The sequence below is a fragment of the Enterobacter sp. DC4 genome (assembly GCF_000568095.1).
In the GTDB taxonomy this organism is placed as follows: domain Bacteria; phylum Pseudomonadota; class Gammaproteobacteria; order Enterobacterales; family Enterobacteriaceae; genus Enterobacter; species Enterobacter pseudoroggenkampii.
Map to the genome: position 1 here is coordinate 13,449 of NZ_AZUB01000017.1, position 16,689 is coordinate 30,137.

General features: G+C 57.4%; 19 protein-coding genes and 1 riboswitch. Of the genes, 6 read left to right on the plus strand and 13 right to left on the minus strand.

Going from position 1 to position 16,689, the window contains the following annotated elements; genetic code table 11:
* Positions 1-16 precede the first annotated feature (16 nt).
* From P349_RS00570 to P349_RS00525, 10 genes are all read right to left on the minus strand, one after another.
* Complete coding sequence (locus P349_RS00570; protein WP_008503455.1) at positions 17-334, minus strand: PTS lactose/cellobiose transporter subunit IIA; 318 nt, start codon at positions 332-334, stop codon at positions 17-19.
* On the minus strand, positions 334-642 hold the full coding sequence (locus P349_RS00565) for a PTS sugar transporter subunit IIB (RefSeq protein WP_023334100.1): 309 nt from the start codon (positions 640-642) through the stop codon (positions 334-336). The genes P349_RS00570 and P349_RS00565 overlap by 1 nt, the downstream gene beginning before the upstream one ends.
* A gap of 180 nt (positions 643-822) precedes the next feature.
* Positions 823-2,364, minus strand: a complete 1,542-nt coding sequence (locus P349_RS00560) for a sensor domain-containing diguanylate cyclase (RefSeq protein ID WP_032648416.1) — start codon at positions 2,362-2,364, stop codon at positions 823-825.
* 336 nt (positions 2,365-2,700) lie between these two features.
* Entirely contained in the window at positions 2,701-3,828 is a 1,128-nt protein-coding gene (gene thiH / locus P349_RS00555; RefSeq protein WP_032648415.1) for a 2-iminoacetate synthase ThiH, read from the minus strand.
* Positions 3,825-4,595 carry a thiazole synthase gene (gene thiG, locus P349_RS00550; RefSeq protein WP_032648414.1) on the minus strand — a complete coding sequence of 257 codons (771 nt, stop codon included), beginning with the start codon at positions 4,593-4,595 and terminating at the stop codon, positions 3,825-3,827. Before thiG ends, thiH begins: the two co-directional genes overlap by 4 nt.
* Before the next feature lies 1 nt (position 4,596).
* Positions 4,597-4,797, minus strand: coding sequence for a sulfur carrier protein ThiS (thiS, locus tag P349_RS00545; RefSeq protein WP_024908257.1), 201 nt, complete (start codon positions 4,795-4,797; stop codon positions 4,597-4,599).
* Positions 4,781-5,536, minus strand: coding sequence for a HesA/MoeB/ThiF family protein (locus P349_RS00540; RefSeq protein WP_032648412.1), 756 nt, complete (start codon positions 5,534-5,536; stop codon positions 4,781-4,783). The genes thiS and P349_RS00540 overlap by 17 nt, the downstream gene beginning before the upstream one ends.
* On the minus strand, positions 5,523-6,164 hold the full coding sequence (thiE, locus tag P349_RS00535; protein WP_032648410.1) for a thiamine phosphate synthase: 642 nt from the start codon (positions 6,162-6,164) through the stop codon (positions 5,523-5,525). Before thiE ends, P349_RS00540 begins: the two co-directional genes overlap by 14 nt.
* Positions 6,164-8,059: a phosphomethylpyrimidine synthase ThiC gene (gene thiC / locus P349_RS00530; RefSeq protein WP_032648408.1), complete on the minus strand. Its 1,896-nt coding sequence runs from the start codon at positions 8,057-8,059 to the stop codon at positions 6,164-6,166. The genes thiE and thiC overlap by 1 nt, the downstream gene beginning before the upstream one ends.
* Positions 8,060-8,137: 78 nt before the next feature.
* Positions 8,138-8,249: riboswitch (TPP riboswitch) on the minus strand.
* A gap of 54 nt (positions 8,250-8,303) precedes the next feature.
* Positions 8,304-8,801: an Rsd/AlgQ family anti-sigma factor gene (locus P349_RS00525; RefSeq protein WP_023334107.1), complete on the minus strand. Its 498-nt coding sequence runs from the start codon at positions 8,799-8,801 to the stop codon at positions 8,304-8,306.
* 95 nt (positions 8,802-8,896) lie between these two features.
* Here P349_RS00525 and nudC point away from each other — a divergent pair, with 95 nt between their 5' ends.
* The 6 genes from nudC to P349_RS00495 all read left to right on the plus strand — a co-directional run bounded on the left by nudC (position 8,897) and on the right by P349_RS00495 (position 13,249).
* Complete coding sequence (gene nudC / locus P349_RS00520; protein WP_032648406.1) at positions 8,897-9,670, plus strand: NAD(+) diphosphatase; 774 nt, start codon at positions 8,897-8,899, stop codon at positions 9,668-9,670.
* Positions 9,671-9,708: 38 nt separating this feature from the next.
* A complete protein-coding gene (gene hemE / locus P349_RS00515; protein ID WP_032648404.1) occupies positions 9,709-10,773 on the plus strand; it encodes a uroporphyrinogen decarboxylase in 1,065 nt (354 codons plus the stop codon).
* A 9-nt stretch (positions 10,774-10,782) separates the two neighbouring features.
* Positions 10,783-11,454: a deoxyribonuclease V gene (gene nfi, locus P349_RS00510; RefSeq protein ID WP_032648402.1), complete on the plus strand. Its 672-nt coding sequence runs from the start codon at positions 10,783-10,785 to the stop codon at positions 11,452-11,454.
* 41 nt (positions 11,455-11,495) lie between these two features.
* Positions 11,496-12,086: a YjaG family protein gene (locus tag P349_RS00505; protein WP_008503468.1), complete on the plus strand. Its 591-nt coding sequence runs from the start codon at positions 11,496-11,498 to the stop codon at positions 12,084-12,086.
* Positions 12,087-12,272: 186 nt separating this feature from the next.
* Positions 12,273-12,545, plus strand: coding sequence for a nucleoid-associated protein HU-alpha (gene hupA, locus P349_RS00500; RefSeq protein ID WP_002445246.1), 273 nt, complete (start codon positions 12,273-12,275; stop codon positions 12,543-12,545).
* A gap of 11 nt (positions 12,546-12,556) precedes the next feature.
* Positions 12,557-13,249 (plus strand): DUF1481 domain-containing protein, encoded by a 693-nt coding sequence (locus P349_RS00495; RefSeq protein ID WP_024908250.1) that lies wholly within the window; start codon positions 12,557-12,559, stop codon positions 13,247-13,249.
* Positions 13,250-13,346: 97 nt separating this feature from the next.
* Here the strand turns inward: P349_RS00495 and purD are convergent, their stop codons facing one another.
* The 3 genes from purD to P349_RS26915 all read right to left on the minus strand — a co-directional run.
* The gene (gene purD, locus P349_RS00490) at positions 13,347-14,639 is read right to left on the minus strand and encodes a phosphoribosylamine--glycine ligase (RefSeq protein ID WP_032648400.1); all 1,293 of its coding nucleotides are present in this window, start codon (positions 14,637-14,639) and stop codon (positions 13,347-13,349) included.
* A gap of 15 nt (positions 14,640-14,654) precedes the next feature.
* Positions 14,655-16,244: a bifunctional phosphoribosylaminoimidazolecarboxamide formyltransferase/IMP cyclohydrolase gene (gene purH / locus P349_RS00485; RefSeq protein WP_032648399.1), complete on the minus strand. Its 1,590-nt coding sequence runs from the start codon at positions 16,242-16,244 to the stop codon at positions 14,655-14,657.
* 262 nt (positions 16,245-16,506) lie between these two features.
* Positions 16,507-16,689, minus strand: a 183-nt coding sequence (locus P349_RS26915) for a hypothetical protein (RefSeq protein WP_205246319.1), incomplete at its 5' end; no start/stop codon positions are given.

The window sequence follows — 16,689 nt, forward strand, 5'->3', positions numbered from 1 at the left end:
TTACATCTGCATGTTTTCAATTCACCAGCGGGATCCGACGATAAAGCTCAATCATATCGCCCGCCAGATCCTGAATGACCATCGCGTTCATCAGGTGATCCTGAGAGTGAACGGTGATCAGATTAACCGGAAGCTTCCCGGTCCCTTCATCAAGACCGATAAGCTGCGTCTGGATCGTGTGCGCATGCTTCACATATTCACGCGACTCTTCCATCGCTTTTTCAGCTTCATCAAACTCACCTTTACGCGCCATCTGTAACGCCGTCAGGGCCGCACTGCGCGCCGCGCCTGCGTTGACCAGCAGTTCCATAATCGTGGTTTCTAAGTCTTCCATTATGACTCCAGAAGTTTGAGCGCTTTTTCCAGTACGGCATCACCTTTCATCATGCCGTAATCCATCATGTCGATCACCGCGACCTTTTTACCTAGCGGCTCGGCCTGCGCCTGGAGTTTGGCCTGCTCGTATTTAACCTGTGGCCCCAGCAATACGATGTCGGCCGTCGCGATGTTGTCTTTAAACTCCGCAACCGGAACGGCTTTAATCGTGACTTCAACCCCTTTTTTCTGCGCGGCGTCTTTCATACGTTGAACCAGCATGCTGGTTGACATTCCCGCTGCACAGCATAAAACGATGTTCTTCATAATCAGCCTCGATCTACATGTGTTTATTGATAATTATCCCGTGCAGACCGCTTCAACAACCGGTTTACCGCGATTGTGTGTCAGGCATCACAAAGAAACCGGCGATTTTCTGAAACCGGTTACAATTTTGCATTGTCGGGTACCCGGCCCGTGGAAACGGGCAGGGTGAAAGAGGGGGGATTAGCTGATGGACGTTCGGTTGATGCGGTTTTTGCCCTGCTGTTTGGCGCTGTATAGGGCGTTATCAACGCTTCCGATAAAGTGCTCCAGCGGTTCAAAATGCCACTCCCCAAGACCGCCGCTGAACGTAACCCGCAGGTTTTCTTCCCGCCAGACACGTTTTTCAACAGCGGTACGCCATGCTTCCAGTAATGAGAGCGCAGAAGTCATCTGCTCAACCTGGAAAATTACCGCAAACTCTTCTCCACCATAACGGTAAAGCGAGACGTGATGTGGCTGCATGATCTGGATCCCTTCGCGGGCCACGTTACGCAGAACGATATCACCGGTCAGGTGGCCCAGCGTGTCGTTAATCGCCTTGAAGTTATCAATATCCACCAGCGCCATCGCGAAAGGCCGCTGGGCATTAAGCAGCTCCGCGATATCGCTATCAAACGCGCGGCGGTTTTTACAGCCCGTCAGCGCATCGTGGGTGGCCTGGCGCACATACGCCATTTCGCGCTCTTTATTGGACTGAATCGTGTGGCTCAGCATCGCTTCCAGGCGCGGCGCCTCGCTGACGTCGCCGGTTTTGATGGCATTGATAATGTGCATCAGCACGCTACGCGAGGCGTGGCGGAGGTATAAGCCGAAGAGGATGATAATGATGGCCGCCAGCGCAAACCCCCAGCCAACAATCGTCGTTTCGTGGCGGGTAATATCGGTGAGCGTCGCATCCGATACCCGGTAAATGACAAACCAGTCCGGGTTGGTAAACGAGTAGTAGTAATACCAGGCGTTGCTTTTCTTGTCGTAAAGGTGGCCCTCACCGCTGGTCATTTTGTCCATCAGCGCTTCGCTCACGTACTGCTTGAAGAGCGCGCCGGTATCCGGATGCAGCACCACAGCACCGTCACGCTCGACGACGAAGAATTCCCCCTGAACGGGCGCCACCATCTGACGCAGGGTGTAGCCCATTGATGTCAAATCGAGATGAAACGCGAGCGTTCCCTTCAGTCTGCCTTCTGGTGAAATCACTGGCTTATAAAGAGTGACCGTGGGGTGCCCCGTAAAGTAATCCATATAAGGACGGGTATAATGGCTGAAGATGCTGGCTTCCGCCTGAGCGACAAACCACGGCCTCGTCCTGGGATCGAAGGTTTTACTCGTCTCCGTGGGGAGCACTTCCGGTGCGCGGAGGTAATGCCCCTGCGTGTCCGCCAGCGAGATGGAGGAGACGGTCGGCATCAGGTTCTGCAAATGCATCATCATCTGCAACCCCTGCGTCGGGTTGACGTTGAGCGTCTCGTTTAGCCTGTCGTCACGCGCAAAGTACATCGCGGAACGGCCCAGGATATAGTCGTTTTCACGCAGGATAGATTCGGTGTAGTTCACCGCCAGGTTGTGCGTGAAATTGCTATTGATCTTATGATAATCCTCAAGAAAATCCTTTCGTTGCGAAAGCGTCACCGCGATCGCGATCACCGCAAAACTGCAGAGGATCCCCGCGAAGCTGAGCATGATTGGCCGGGTAAAAGAGAGCTTTTTGCTGTGAAGTGCCATGAGCTGTACATCGTTCCTGATGGTGAATACTGTTCGTCTGCCGATATCCTCTCAGCATAGTCGCTGTCCTGCGGTTAGCGGTGAATTATACGGCACACGATTTCTGACGGGATGATTTATCTTAAGAACCATTAAGAAAATACTTATTCACCAGGCTGGGGTCGTTTGTGCAATGAACCAGAGGCAGGGCGAAACGAGGAAGAAGCTTTTCGCCCTGGTCAGCATCCGTTGCTGACCGTGTGACAATAAAAAACCGGACGATCGCTGACAATCCTCCGGTTTTGTCTTTTCGTCGCGCCTCGACAATTTTTTATGATGTTGCAGAGCGTTTCAACATCACTGCGAGGCTCTTCCCAGCCAGCTGTCCCAGTCTTTCCAGACAGGCTGAAGACCCTGCGCCGTCAGAGCGGCGGCGACCGCTTCCGGACGTCGTCCGTCATGCGGCGCAAACTGCTCGAGCTCCGGATGATCGTCGGCGTAGCCGCCAGGCTGTGTTTTGGAAAACGCGCTGACGTTGTTAATCGCAAGCGGGATAACGCGATCGCGAAACGCCGGGGACTCACGCGTTGAGAGCGATAATTCCACTTCCGGAGCGAGCAGGCGAAACGCGCAGATGGTTTGCACCAGCTGGCGTTCATCCATCAGCGAAGCCGGTTCAATCCCGCCCGCGCAGGGCCTCAGACGCGGGAAGGAGATGGAATAACGGCTCTGCCAGTAGCGCTGCTGAAGCCACAGCAAATGTTCCGCCACCATGTAACAATCCACCCGCCAGCTGTCGGAGAGCCCGATCAGCGCACCCAGACCGATTTTGTCGATGCCCGCGCGACCCAGCCTGTCCGGTGTTTCCAGCCGGAAAAAGAAATCCTGTTTCTTACCCTTCAGGTGGTGCCGGGCGTACGTCGCCTCGTGGTAGGTTTCCTGGTAGACCATGACCCCATCCAGCCCGAGGGTTTTGAGCTCCGCGTACTCCTCCTGCGCCAGGGGCTGTACTTCCATATGCAACGACGCAAACTGACGACGGATGGCGGGAAGGTGCTGACGGAAATAGTCCATTCCCACTTTTCCCTGATGTTCGCCCGTGACCAGCAGAAGATGTTCAAAGCCCATTTCACGAATAGCCGCACACTCACGGGCAATCTCACCTTCATCGAGCGTTTTACGTTTGATGCGGTTGCTCATGGAGAAACCGCAATAGGTGCAGTCATTGGCGCACAGGTTTGAGAGATAGAGCGGCACGTAGAAACTCACCGTGTTGCCAAAACGCTGGCGGGTGAGCCGCTGTGCTCGCTGGGCCATCGGTTCGAGGTACGCACTGGCCGCCGGGGAGAGCAGGGCCATCAGATCCTCGCGGGTCAGATGGCGGGCATTCAGCGCACGCTCCACGTCAGCCGTCGTCTTGCTGTTGATGCGCAGGGCAATGTCGTCCCAGTTAAGCTGCCGCCAGCGCTCGGTAAACGTGCTCATGAGATCGCCTCCAGAAAACCGGTCAGCGGGCTGGTGGCCTGCGCCTGGAAACTGCGCGAGCCGGGGCCGGACTCCCTTGCCAGCAACCCAGCCTCTACGGCCATGCGGAACGCACGCGCCATCATGACCGGATCGTCGGCAACCGCGATGGCCGTATTCACCAGCACCGCGTCGGCGCCCATCTCCAGCGCCTGTGCGGCATGGCTGGGCACGCCAATGCCCGCATCAACCACCACCGGCACGGTAGCCTGCTCAATAATGATTTCCAGCATCGCACGGGTTTCCAGCCCCTGGTTGGAGCCAATGGGGGCGCCCAGCGGCATGACGGCGGCGCAGCCGACCTCTTCCAGCCGTTTGCACAGGACAGGGTCGGCGCCGCAGTAAGGCAGGACGGTAAACCCTTGCTGCACCAGCTTTTCAGCCGCTTTCAGCGTTTCAATCGGGTCGGGCAGCAGCCAGCGGGCGTCAGGATGAATTTCCAGCTTCAGCCAGCGGGTGCCGAGCGCCTCGCGGGCCAGCTGCGCGGCGAAAATCGCCTCTTCGGCCGTTTTGGCACCGGAGGTGTTGGGCAGCAGCGTGACGCCTGCCTCCAGTAAAGGCGCCAGAATGGCATCGCTGTGATGACGCAGATCCACGCGCTTGAGCGCCAGCGTCACCAGCTGGCTGCCGCTTTCGCGAATGGCATCCACCATCAGCTGCGGCGAGGCGAATTTTCCGGTTCCGGTAAACAGATGTGAATCAAAGACTTTATCGGCAATACGAAACATCTCAGCCCCCTGCGATAACCTGAAACAGCAGGATCTGGTCGCCGTCATTGACCTGCTGATGTTCCCACTGCTCGCGCGGCAGGATCTGTTGATTGAGCGCCAGCGCCGTTCCCGGCTTGAGCTGACGCAGCTTGTCGAGCAGTACCGCAACGGTGAGCCCGTCTTCGCATCTCATCGGCTCATCGTTAAACAGAATGCGCATCGCGGCCTCCACATACCGGGCAGCGGCTGGCGCGGCGTAACGCCAGCTGGCGCCAGCCGGCTGAGCGGGCATCAAACAGCCGCAGCGTATTGCGTTCCGTCTCCATGCCGCTGAGCAGCTTGATGGCTTCCAGCGCCTGCATGGTGCCCATTACGCCGACCACCGGACCAAGAATGCCCGCCGTCCGGCAGTTGCGCGCTGGCTCGGCATCATCCGGCCACAGACAGCGATAGCAGCCCTGCGTCCACGGTGGCGTCAGAACCATCATCTGCCCGCCGAACCCCACCGCGCTGGCGGTGATAAGCGGCGTATGATTTGCCACGCACGCGGCGTTAATCGCCTGGCGCGTCGCCATGTTGTCGGTACAGTCCAGCACCACGTCGGCAAGGGCGACTTCACGGAGCAGGCTTTCACCGCTAAGACGCTCCTGTAAGGCAATCAGCTCGATATCCGGGTTTAGCTGGTTCAGCCGCTGCCGGGTGATTTTTGCTTTCGGCTGGTTGATATCCTCGGTGGTAAAGAGGATTTGTCGCTGCAGATTGCTGAGGTGAACCTCGTCGTCGTCGGCCAGCACCAGCGTACCGATGCCCGCACCTGCCAGATAAAGCGCGGCGGGCGCGCCTAATCCGCCCAGACCGACAATCAGCACCCGGCTGGCGAGCAGCTTTTGCTGCCCGTCGATGGCGATATCCTCCAGCAGGATCTGACGGCTGTAGCGCATAAAATCACGATCGTTCATCGCCAGCTCCTGCCAGCTGTAACAGCTGTTCGGTGGCGGACTGCCAGTCTGCAGCCTGGGTGATGGCGCTGACGACGGCGATGCTGCCGACGCCGGTCTCCAGCACCGCCGGGGCGCGTTCAAGGCTGATTCCGCCGATGGCGACGGTGGGGTAATCGGCAAGGCGTTTAACGTGACTCGCCAGCTGCGTCAGACCCTGCGGTGCGGAGGGCATCTGCTTGGTTTGCGTCGGGAAGACGTGGCCCAGCGCGATGTAAGAGGGACGGGCCGCCAGGGCCACGTCGATCTCCATGTCATCGTGCGTTGACACGCCAAGACGCAGCCCGGCTTCACGGATAGCGCTCAGATCCGTTGTTTCCAGGTCCTCCTGGCCCAGATGCACGCCGTACGCCTGGTGCTTAACGGCCAGCCGCCAGTAGTCGTTGATAAACAGGCGGGCGTTATACCGACGCCCCAGCGCGATGGCGGCAACCACATCGGCTTCCACCTCGTCATCGCGCTTATCCTTGATGCGCAGCTGGAGGGTGCGAACGCCTGCCTCCAGCAGTCGCTCTATCCACGCCACGCTGTCCACCACCGGATAGAGCCCTAAACGGTAGGGGACGGGTGGGAAATCGGGCTGGTACATTACGCCTCCTCTTTTTTGAGGTAGATTTCGCCGCCTTTGGCGCGGAAGGTTTCAGACATGTCCGCCATGCCCACTTCAATGGTTTGCGCTGCGGCGTAGTCACGCACTTCCTGGCTGATTTTCATCGAGCAGAATTTTGGCCCACACATAGAGCAGAAGTGCGCGACTTTGCCTGATTCCTGCGGCAGGGTCTCATCGTGATAGGCGCGGGCGGTGAACGGATCCAGCGCCAGGTTGAACTGGTCTTCCCAGCGGAATTCAAAGCGCGCCTTCGACATGGCGTTATCGCGGATTTGCGCCCCCGGGTGGCCTTTGGCCAGATCCGCCGCGTGGGCGGCAATTTTGTAGGTAATCAGCCCCTGCTTCACGTCCTCTTTGTTTGGCAGGCCGAGGTGCTCTTTCGGCGTCACGTAGCAGAGCATGGCGCAGCCGAACCAGCCGATCATCGCCGCGCCAATGCCTGACGTGAAGTGGTCGTAACCCGGCGCAATATCGGTGGTCAACGGTCCCAGGGTATAGAACGGGGCCTCATGGCAGTGCTCCAGCTCTTCGGTCATGTTGCGGCGGATCATCTGCATCGGCACGTGTCCCGGGCCTTCAATCATCACCTGCACGTCATACTCCCAGGCGATTTTAGTCAGCTCGCCCAGCGTGTGCAGCTCGGCAAACTGCGCTTCGTCGTTGGCGTCGCGGATGGAGCCCGGACGCAGGCCGTCGCCCAGCGACAGGGAGACGTCATAGGCGGCGCAGATTTCGCAGATCTCGCGGAAGTGTTCGTAGAGGAAGTTTTCCTGGTGATGGGAGAGGCACCACTTCGCCATGATGGAACCGCCGCGCGAGACGATGCCGGTCAGACGCTTCGCCGTCATCGGCACGTAGCGCAGCAGCACGCCCGCGTGAATGGTGAAGTAGTCCACGCCCTGTTCAGCCTGCTCCAGCAGCGTGTCGCGGAACGCTTCCCAGGTGAGGTCTTCGGCAATGCCGTTGACCTTCTCCAGCGCCTGATAAATCGGGACGGTGCCAATCGGCACCGGGCTGTTACGCAGGATCCATTCGCGGGTTTCGTGAATATAGCGGCCGGTGGAGAGGTCCATTACCGTGTCCGCGCCCCAGCGCGTGGACCAGACCAGCTTTTCCACCTCTTCTTCGATGGAGGAGGTCACGGCCGAGTTACCGATGTTCGCGTTGACCTTCACCAGGAAGTTGCGGCCGATAATCATCGGCTCGGATTCCGGGTGGTTAATGTTGGCGGGGATAATCGCGCGCCCGGCGGCCACTTCGTCACGCACAAACTCCGGCGTGATGTTCTCCGGCAGGCGAGCGCCAAAGCCTTCACCCGGATGCTGATAGCGCAGCACTTCGCTACGGATGCGCTCGCGACCCATGTTTTCGCGGATGGCGATGAATTCCATTTCCGGCGTGACGATGCCCTGGCGGGCGTAGTGCAGCTGGGTCACGCATTTGCCCGCTTTAGCGCGTTTTGGCGTCAGCAGGCCGGTAAAGCGCAGCGCGTCCAGACCGTCGTCGGCCAGGCGCTCTTTGGTGTACGCAGAGCTGCGCACGCTCAGTTCTTCGCAGTCGTTGCGCGCATTAATCCACGGCTGGCGCAGCTTAGCCAGACCCTGCTGGACGTTGATGGCAACATCAGGGTCACCGTACGGACCGGAGGTGTCATACACCGGCACGGCTTCGTTGTCTTCGTATTGCGGGTTATCTTTGCTGCCGCCAATAAGCGTCGGGCTGAGCTGGATTTCGCGCATCGGGACGCGGATATCGGCCTGCGAGCCGGAAATGTAGATGCGTTTCGAGTTCGGGAAAGCGCTGCCTTCCAGGGTGTCGATGAAGTGTTGGGCCTGTGCGCGCTGTTCGCGGCGGGTCAGTTTTGCAGTAGACATAGCTCATTCCAAAAGTGAAGGACATGGCTTGTCAGACGACGGATGAAGCAAGAGAGGATCGCCCTCAGGCGATACAACAGCAGTGTGACTCTTGTTCCCTTCGCAGGTATTAGCCTGATCAGGTTCCGCGGATCCCGAATTAACGGTCTCAGCCCGCGCTTTCAGGCGCTGGGCACTCCGACAAGAAAAATCCCCCTCGTGAGAGGGGCGAATGGTTGTAAATTACTCGTTAACGGTGAAGAACTCAAGCAGGGCGCGCGACGTTCTCTTCGTTACTGATGTTCAAATCATTGTCCAGTACGAGGGCGATCAGCTTATCTTCCAGCGTGAATCGCTCTTCCAGCGCTTCACCGAGGTCGGATAGCGCCCGCTGGAACTCAAGATAGTTATCGTGATCGATGGCGTTCTCGAGCGCGGAATCATAGTAATCCATGATCTGCTGGGTGTTGGCTTCCAGCAGCGGATAGAGCTTGCTGGCTGCTAAATACGGTGTTGTCCCTTCCATTTCGCGGATAATGCGTTCATAAATATTGAAATGGCCGTCGGACAGATAGTCGACCAGGCCCTGACAAAAATCATCCAGCGCTTTTTCATTCAGTCGCATAAACGATTCTTTGCCAGGCTTAATGCCGACCAGATTGTAATAAGCCACGAGTAGATGCTTGCGCACATGTAGCCAGCGATCCACCAGTTTGTTACTTCCTCTAACGCGCTCAGTCAGGCTTTCCAGCTGGTTTAACATGGTCGACTCCGCAAAATGTAGGATTGAATCTGCTTATCCAGAATGTAACCACAATGCTAACAACATGTCAGTGAAGCGAAGGTAGTGCAATAGATATGGATCGTATTATTGAAAAATCAGATCTTGGTTGGTGGATCGTCAGTCACGAACAAAAATTATGGCTTCCTGCCGGGGAAATCCCCTATGGCGCAGCTGAGGCGTTCGATCTTGCTGGCCAGCCAGCGCTACAGATCGGTGAGTGGCAGGGTGAGCCCGTGTGGTTGATCCAACAGCCCCGCCGCCAGGATATGGGATCTGTGCGCCAGGTGCTGGATCAGGACGTAGGGCTGTTCCAACTGGCGGGGCGCGGCGTGCAGCTGGCCGAGTTTTATCGCTCGCATAAATACTGTGGCTACTGTGGCCATACCATGCGTCCGAGCAAAACCGAATGGGCGATGCTCTGCAGCCACTGCCGCGAACGCTACTATCCGCAGATTGCGCCGTGCATTATCGTCGCTATCCGCCGGGAGGATTCCATCCTGCTGGCGCAGCATACCCGTCATCGCAACGGTGTTCATACCGTGCTGGCCGGCTTCGTCGAAGTGGGCGAAACGCTGGAGCAGGCGGTGGCGCGCGAGGTGATGGAGGAGAGCGGGATCAAAGTGAAGAACCTGCGCTACGTCACCTCCCAGCCGTGGCCGTTCCCGCAGTCGCTGATGACGGCCTTTATGGCCGAATATGACAGCGGCGAGATCGTTATCGATCAGAAAGAGCTGCTGGATGCGAACTGGTATCGCTACGACGATTTACCGCTGTTACCTCCGCCGGGCACCGTGGCGCGTCGGCTGATAGAAGATACCGTGGCGATGTGTCGGGCCGAGTATGAGTAGTGTTACACTGAGGCCATGACGCTTAAGGAACTGCAAAAATGACCGAACTGAAGAACGATCGTTATCTGCGTGCGCTGCTGCGCCAGCCCGTTGATGTCACCCCGGTGTGGATGATGCGCCAGGCGGGACGCTATCTGCCAGAGTACAAAGCCACGCGCGCGCAGGCGGGCGATTTTATGTCGCTGTGCAAAAACGCCGAGCTGGCCTGTGAAGTGACGCTCCAGCCGCTGCGCCGCTTCCCGCTGGATGCTGCGATCCTCTTCTCGGATATCCTGACCATTCCGGATGCCATGGGCCTTGGCCTGTACTTCGAAACCGGTGAAGGCCCGCGTTTCACCTCCCCAATTAAAAGCAAAGCCGATGTGGATAAGCTGCCGATCCCCGATCCGGAAGGCGAGCTGGGCTACGTGATGAACGCCGTACGCACCATTCGCCGCGAGCTGAAAGGCGAAGTGCCGCTGATTGGCTTCTCCGGCAGCCCGTGGACGCTGGCAACCTATATGGTGGAAGGGGGCAGCAGCAAAGCCTTCACCCTGATTAAAAAGATGATGTACGCCGAGCCGCTGGCCCTGCATGCGCTGCTCGACAAGCTGGCGAAGAGCGTCACCCTCTATCTGAACGCGCAGATTAAAGCCGGTGCGCAGTCGGTGATGATTTTCGATACCTGGGGCGGTGTGCTGACCGGACGCGATTATCAGCAGTTCTCCTTGTATTACATGCACAAAATCGTAGACGGCCTGCTGCGTGAAAACGAAGGTCGCCGCGTGCCGGTGACGCTGTTCACTAAAGGTGGCGGTCAGTGGCTGGAAGCCATGGCGGCAACCGGCTGCGACGCGCTGGGGCTTGACTGGACCACCGATATTGCTGATGCGCGCCGCCGCGTGGGCGACAAAGTGGCGCTGCAGGGCAATATGGATCCGTCCATGCTCTATGCGCCGCCAGTCCGCATTGAAGAAGAAGTGTCGACTATACTGTCTGGTTTCGGCCAGGGGGAAGGCCACGTCTTTAACCTCGGCCACGGTATTCATCAGGATGTACCGCCAGAGCACGCAGGCGTATTTGTGGAGGCGGTGCATCGGCTTTCTGCCCAGTATCACAAGTAAGGAGTCGTTATGGATCTCGCGTCGCTACGCGCTCAGCAAATCGAACTGGCCTCATCGGTGATCCGCGAGGATCGTCTGGATAAGGATCCTCCGCAGTACATTGGCGGAGCAGACGTCGGGTTCGAGCAGGGTGGGGAAGTGACGCGAGCGGCGATGGTGGTACTGAAATACCCTTCGCTTGAACTGGTGGAGTACAAGGTCGCGCGTATCGCGACCACCATGCCGTATATCCCGGGCTTTCTCTCCTTCCGTGAATATCCCGCGCTGCTGGCAGCGTGGGAGCAGCTCTCGCAAAAACCTGACCTGCTGTTTGTCGATGGGCACGGGATCTCACACCCGCGCCGTTTAGGCGTTGCCAGCCACTTTGGGCTGCTGGTGGATGTGCCGACCATTGGCGTTGCCAAGAAACGCCTGTGCGGCGCGTTTGAGCCACTCTCCGCCGAGCCGGGCGCGCTGGCGCCGCTTATCCATAAAGGCGAGCAGCTGGCGTGGGTCTGGCGCAGCAAGGCTCGCTGTAATCCGCTGTTCATCGCCACCGGCCATCGGGTGAGCATGGACAGCGCTCTGGCGTGGGTACAGCGCTGCATGAACGGCTACCGCTTACCGGAGCCGACGCGCTGGGCTGACGCGGTGGCCTCTTCGCGTCCGGCTTTTGTTCGTTGGCAGGAAATTCAGCGGTGATTCAGGTAAACTGCGCCTAATTTTCGATTCGAGAGATCATCATGCTACAAAACCCGATTCACCTGCGCCTTGAAAAGCTGGAAAGCTGGCAGCACGTCACCTTTATGGCTTGCCTGTGCGAGCGCATGTATCCCAACTATGCCGCGTTCTGTAAGCAGACGGGCTTTGGTGATGGCCATATCTACCGCCGCATTCTGGATCTGATCTGGGAAACGCTGACGGTGAAAGACGCGAAGGTGAATTTCGACTCTCAGCTCGAAAAGCTCGAAGAGGCGATTCCGGTGGCGGATGATTTTGACCTGTACGGCGTCTACCCGGCGATTGATGCCTGCGTGGCGTTAAGCGAACTGCTTCACTCCCGTCTGAGCGGTGAGACGCTGGAGCACGCTATTGAAGTCAGTAAGGCATCTATTACGACCGTGGCGATGCTGGAAATGACCCAGGAAGGTCGCGAAATGACCGATGAAGAACTGCGTGCAAACCCGGCCGTTGAGCAAGAATGGGACATTCAGTGGGAAATTTTCCGCCTGCTGGCAGAGTGTGAAGAACGCGATATTGAACTGATAAAAGGGCTGCGTGCGGACTTACGTGAGGCCGGTGAGAGCAATATTGGTATAATTTTTAACCAATGAGATAAGAAAACTTGAGATAACGCCCGTTTTGTCGCTCCTCGACTCTTCCCTTTCGCCCCTTGTCTGGTCTACATTTGGGGGGCGAAAAAAAGTGGCTATCGGTGCGTGTATGCAGGAGAGTGCTTTTTTGGCATTTTCGTCGCACTCGATGCTTAGCAAGCGATAAACACATTGAAAGGATAACTTATGAACAAGACTCAACTGATTGATGTAATTGCGGACAAGGCTGATCTGTCTAAAGTGCAGGCTAAAGCTGCTCTGGAATCTACCCTGGCTGCTATTACTGAGTCTCTGAAAGAAGGCGATGCTGTACAACTGGTTGGTTTCGGTACCTTCAAAGTGAACCACCGCGCTGAGCGTACTGGCCGCAACCCGCAGACCGGTAAAGAAATCAAAATCGCCGCAGCGAACGTGCCGGCATTTGTTTCTGGTAAAGCACTGAAAGACGCAGTTAAGTAAGACGCGTGGCAGTGAACAGTTTTAGCGAAGGGGCGGCAACGCCCCTTTTGTCTTTCTGGCGCGGAACGCTCGCGCTGGCAGGCATGCTGCTGCTGTCCGCCTGCAGCCACGACACCTCCCTGCCGCCGTTTACCGCCAGCGGCTACGCGGACAACCAGGGTGCAGTCAGGATCTGGCGCAAAGATTCCGGCGGCGAAGTGCATCTGCTTTCTGCCTTTAGCCCGTGGCATAACGGCAATACGTCGACGGCGGAATATCGCTGGCAGGGAGATGACCTGTCGCTGATTGAACTGAACGTCTACAGCAAGACCCCCGAACACGTGAAAGTGCGTTTTGACGACCATGGCGAGCTGAGCTTTATGCAGCGCGAAGTCAGCGGTCAAAAACAGCAGCTTTCCAGCGATCAAATCGCCCTCTACCGTTATCGTGCCGAACAAATTCGCCAGACCAGCGATGCGCTTCGTCTGGGACGCGTTGTGCTGCGCCAGGGGCGCTGGCATAACGACGGGACGGTAACCACCTGCGAAGGGCAAACGGTCAAGCCTGAGCTTGAATCCTGGGCGACCGAACACATTCAACGCCGTCAGCGTCATTCATCAATGGAAGTGAGTGTGGCATGGCTGGAAGCGCCGGAAGGCTCTCAGCTGCTGCTGGTGGCGAACGAAGACTTCTGTACCTGGCAGCCGACAGAGAAGAGTTTTTGAGTTCTGTGGATTAAGCCGGATGGCGCTAACGCTTATCCGGCCTACGAACGATCCCCTCTCCCTTGAGGGAGAGGGTTAGGGTGAGGGCGAGGAGGAATTACTCCCCCTGCTCGCGAGCAATTGCGCGATAGCCGATATCCTGACGGCTAAAGCTACCGTTCCAGTGAATATCCGCCATCAGCGCATAGGCGCGCTTCTGCGCTTCTGCCACGGTATGGCCCAGCGCGGTCGCACACAGCACGCGTCCGCCGTTGGTGAGGACGCGATCGTCTTCAGCCAGCTTCGTACCGGCATGGAACACCTTCGCACCGTCATTCTCTTCCAGCGGCAGACCGTGGATCTCATCCCCGGTGTTGTAATTACCCGGATAACCACCCGCAGCAATCACCACACCCAGAGATGCACGCTCGTCCCACTCTGACGTTTTCTCGTCCAGCTTGCCTTCGCAGGCTGCCAGACACAGATCCACCAGATCGGATTTCATGCGCAGCATGATGGGCTGAGTTTCCGGATCGCCAAAGCGGCAGTTGAATTCGATAACCTTAGGGTTACCCTGCTTGTCGATCATCAGGCCCGCGTAGAGGAAACCGGTGTAGGTGTTACCTTCCGCCGCCATCCCTTTCACGGTTGGCCAGATGACGCGATCCATGGTGCGTTGATGAACTTCGTCAGTCACGACCGGAGCAGGGGAGTAGGCGCCCATTCCGCCGGTATTCGGGCCGGTATCGGCATTGCCCACACGCTTGTGGTCCTGGCTGGTGGCCATCGGCAGAACGTGCTCGCCGTCGACCATCACGATAAAGCTGGCTTCTTCACCGTCGAGGAACTCTTCAATCACGATGCGGTGGCCCGCATCGCCGAAAGCGTTACCTGCCAGCATGTCCTGAACCGCGGCTTCGGCTTCTTCGAGCGTCATCGCGACGATCACGCCTTTACCGGCGGCCAGACCGTCGGCCTTGATAACAATCGGCGCGCCCTTCTCACGTAAGTAGGCCAGAGCAGGCTCCACTTCAGTGAAATTCTGATATTCCGCCGTCGGGATGTTATGACGCGCGAGGAAATCTTTGGTGAAGGCTTTGGAGCCTTCCAGCTGCGCGGCCCCTTGTGTTGGCCCGAAGATTGTCAGGCCCGCCGCGCGGAACGCGTCAACGACGCCAATCACCAGCGGCGCTTCCGGGCCGACAATGGTCAGGTCGATTTTCTCGCTCTGGGCAAAACTCAGCAGCGCCGGAATGTCAGTCACGCCGATAGCCACGTTCTGCAGCGCGGGTTCCAGTGCGGTACCGGCGTTGCCCGGCGCCACGAAGACCGTTTTCACCAGCGGAGACTGCGCCGCTTTCCACGCCAGCGCGTGCTCACGTCCGCCGTTACCAATTACTAATACTTTCATTTTCAGCTCCGGGAATTAATGGCGGAAGTGGCGCATGTCGGTGAAGATCATCGCAATGCCGTGTTCGTCGGCGGCGGCAATCACTTCGTCGTCGCGGATTGAGCCGCCAGGCTGGATCACGCAGGTGATGCCGACAGCAGCTGCCGCATCGATACCGTCACGGAACGGGAAGAACGCGTCAGAAGCCATGGCGGAGCCTTTCACCTCCAGACCTTCATCGCCTGCTTTAATGCCCGCGATTTTCGCGGAGTAGACGCGGCTCATCTGGCCAGCACCTATTCCGATGGTCATATTCTCTTTCGCGTAGACGATGGCGTTGGATTTGACGAACTTCGCCACTTTCCAGCAGAACAGCGCGTCACGCAGTTCCTGTTCGGTCGGCTGACGTTTGGTCACCACGCGCAGGTCGGCTTCTGTCACCATACCCAGATCGCGATCCTGAACCAGCAGACCGCCGTTTACGCGTTTGAAGTCCAGGCCCGGCACGCGTTCTGCCCACTGGCCGCAAACCAGTACGCGTACGTTCTGTTTTGCCGCGGTAATTTTGAGCGCCTCTTCGGATGCGGATGGCGCGATGATCACTTCAACGAACTGGCGGGAGATGATGGCCTGAGCCGTTTCAGCATCCAGCTCGCGGTTGAAGGCGATAATGCCGCCGAACGCAGAGGTTGGGTCGGTTTTGTAGGCGCGATCGTAGGCATCCAGAATAGAGGTGCTCACGGCAACGCCGCATGGGTTCGCGTGCTTGACGATAACGCAGGCCGGCTCGCTGAACTCTTTCACGCATTCCAGCGCGGCGTCGGTGTCGGCAATGTTGTTATAGGAGAGGGCTTTGCCCTGAACCTGCTGAGCGGTCGCAACAGAGGCTTCTTTTACCTCTTCTTCTATATAGAAGGCTGCCTGCTGGTGGCTGTTCTCACCGTAACGCATATCCTGCTTCTTAATGAAGTTCAGGTTCAGGGTGCGCGGGAAGCGGCCGGAAGGATCTTTGCTTTCATCGTGGTAAGCCGGTACCAGGCTACCGAAGTAGTTGGCGATCATGCTGTCGTACGCGGCGGTGTGTTCGAAGGCTTTGATGGCGAGGTCGAAACGCGTTTCCAGGGTCAGCGACCCTTCGTTGGCATCCATCTCATTAATAATGGTTTCGTAATCGCTGCTCTTTACGACGATGGCCACATCTTTATGGTTCTTGGCCGCGGAGCGCACCATGGTCGGGCCGCCGATATCAATATTCTCTACGGCATCTTCCAGAGAGCAGCCTTCGCGGGCAACGGTCTGGGCAAACGGGTAGAGGTTAACAACCACCATGTCGATTGGTGCGATGTCATGCTGTTCCATAATGGCGTCGTCCTGACCGCGACGGCCAAGAATACCGCCGTGGACTTTTGGATGCAGGGTTTTGACGCGTCCATCCATCATTTCCGGGAAACCGGTGTAATCGGACACTTCGGTTACCGGCAGACCTTTATCTGCTAACAGGCGAGCGGTACCGCCTGTGGAAAGCAGCTCCACACCGCGTGCGGAAAGTGCCTGAGCGAATTCGACGATACCGGCTTTATCAGAAACACTGAGCAGAGCGCGGCGGACTGGACGACGTTGTTGCATGGTAAATCCCCTGGATTTCACGATTACAGAGAGCGTTAGATGAATTTTCCTGTGAAAAACTCATCTAACACACCTGACGAGGCATCCTTGTTAAGCGCGAGCATTTTAACGAAAACGTTTGCGCAACGCTCGCACATTTTCACTTTTTCGTATCATTGTGGATAAGTCTGTGTGTAAAAAGGTATAAGGCGGGGTTTTGCTGTGGAATGCAGCAGTCAGTCATTTTTCTGTCATTTAGCGGTTGCGGCCTGCGGAGAACTCCCTATAATGCGCCTCCATCGACACGGCGGATGTGAATCACTTCACACAACAAGCGGTTCGGTTGAAGAGAAAAAATCCTGAAATAACGGGTTGACTCTGAAAGAGGAAAGCGTAATATACGCCACCTCGCAACGGTGAGCGAAAGCCGCGTTGCACTGCTCTTTAACAATTTATCAGACAATCT

Excerpts from the sequence above, each read along its gene's own strand:
- P349_RS00505 (WP_008503468.1), top strand. The coding sequence starts at position 11,496 with ATGCTACAAAACCCGATTCACCTGCGCCTTGAAAAGCTGGAAAGCTGG.
- nfi (WP_032648402.1), top strand. The coding sequence starts at position 10,783 with ATGGATCTCGCGTCGCTACGCGCTCAGCAAATCGAACTGGCCTCATCG.
- nudC (WP_032648406.1), top strand. The coding sequence starts at position 8,897 with ATGGATCGTATTATTGAAAAATCAGATCTTGGTTGGTGGATCGTCAGT.
- thiH (WP_032648415.1), bottom strand. The coding sequence starts at position 3,828 with ATGAGCACGTTTACCGAGCGCTGGCGGCAGCTTAACTGGGACGACATT.
- thiS (WP_024908257.1), bottom strand. The coding sequence starts at position 4,797 with ATGCGCATTCTGTTTAACGATGAGCCGATGAGATGCGAAGACGGGCTC.
- P349_RS00560 (WP_032648416.1), bottom strand. The coding sequence starts at position 2,364 with ATGGCACTTCACAGCAAAAAGCTCTCTTTTACCCGGCCAATCATGCTC.
- P349_RS00565 (WP_023334100.1), bottom strand. The coding sequence starts at position 642 with ATGAAGAACATCGTTTTATGCTGTGCAGCGGGAATGTCAACCAGCATG.
- thiG (WP_032648414.1), bottom strand. The coding sequence starts at position 4,595 with ATGTTTCGTATTGCCGATAAAGTCTTTGATTCACATCTGTTTACCGGA.
- purH (WP_032648399.1), bottom strand. The coding sequence starts at position 16,244 with ATGCAACAACGTCGTCCAGTCCGCCGCGCTCTGCTCAGTGTTTCTGAT.
- P349_RS00540 (WP_032648412.1), bottom strand. The coding sequence starts at position 5,536 with ATGAACGATCGTGATTTTATGCGCTACAGCCGTCAGATCCTGCTGGAG.
- hemE (WP_032648404.1), top strand. The coding sequence starts at position 9,709 with ATGACCGAACTGAAGAACGATCGTTATCTGCGTGCGCTGCTGCGCCAG.
- thiC (WP_032648408.1), bottom strand. The coding sequence starts at position 8,059 with ATGTCTACTGCAAAACTGACCCGCCGCGAACAGCGCGCACAGGCCCAA.
- P349_RS00525 (WP_023334107.1), bottom strand. The coding sequence starts at position 8,801 with ATGTTAAACCAGCTGGAAAGCCTGACTGAGCGCGTTAGAGGAAGTAAC.
- hupA (WP_002445246.1), top strand. The coding sequence starts at position 12,273 with ATGAACAAGACTCAACTGATTGATGTAATTGCGGACAAGGCTGATCTG.
- purD (WP_032648400.1), bottom strand. The coding sequence starts at position 14,639 with ATGAAAGTATTAGTAATTGGTAACGGCGGACGTGAGCACGCGCTGGCG.
- P349_RS00570 (WP_008503455.1), bottom strand. The coding sequence starts at position 334 with ATGGAAGACTTAGAAACCACGATTATGGAACTGCTGGTCAACGCAGGC.
- thiE (WP_032648410.1), bottom strand. The coding sequence starts at position 6,164 with ATGTACCAGCCCGATTTCCCACCCGTCCCCTACCGTTTAGGGCTCTAT.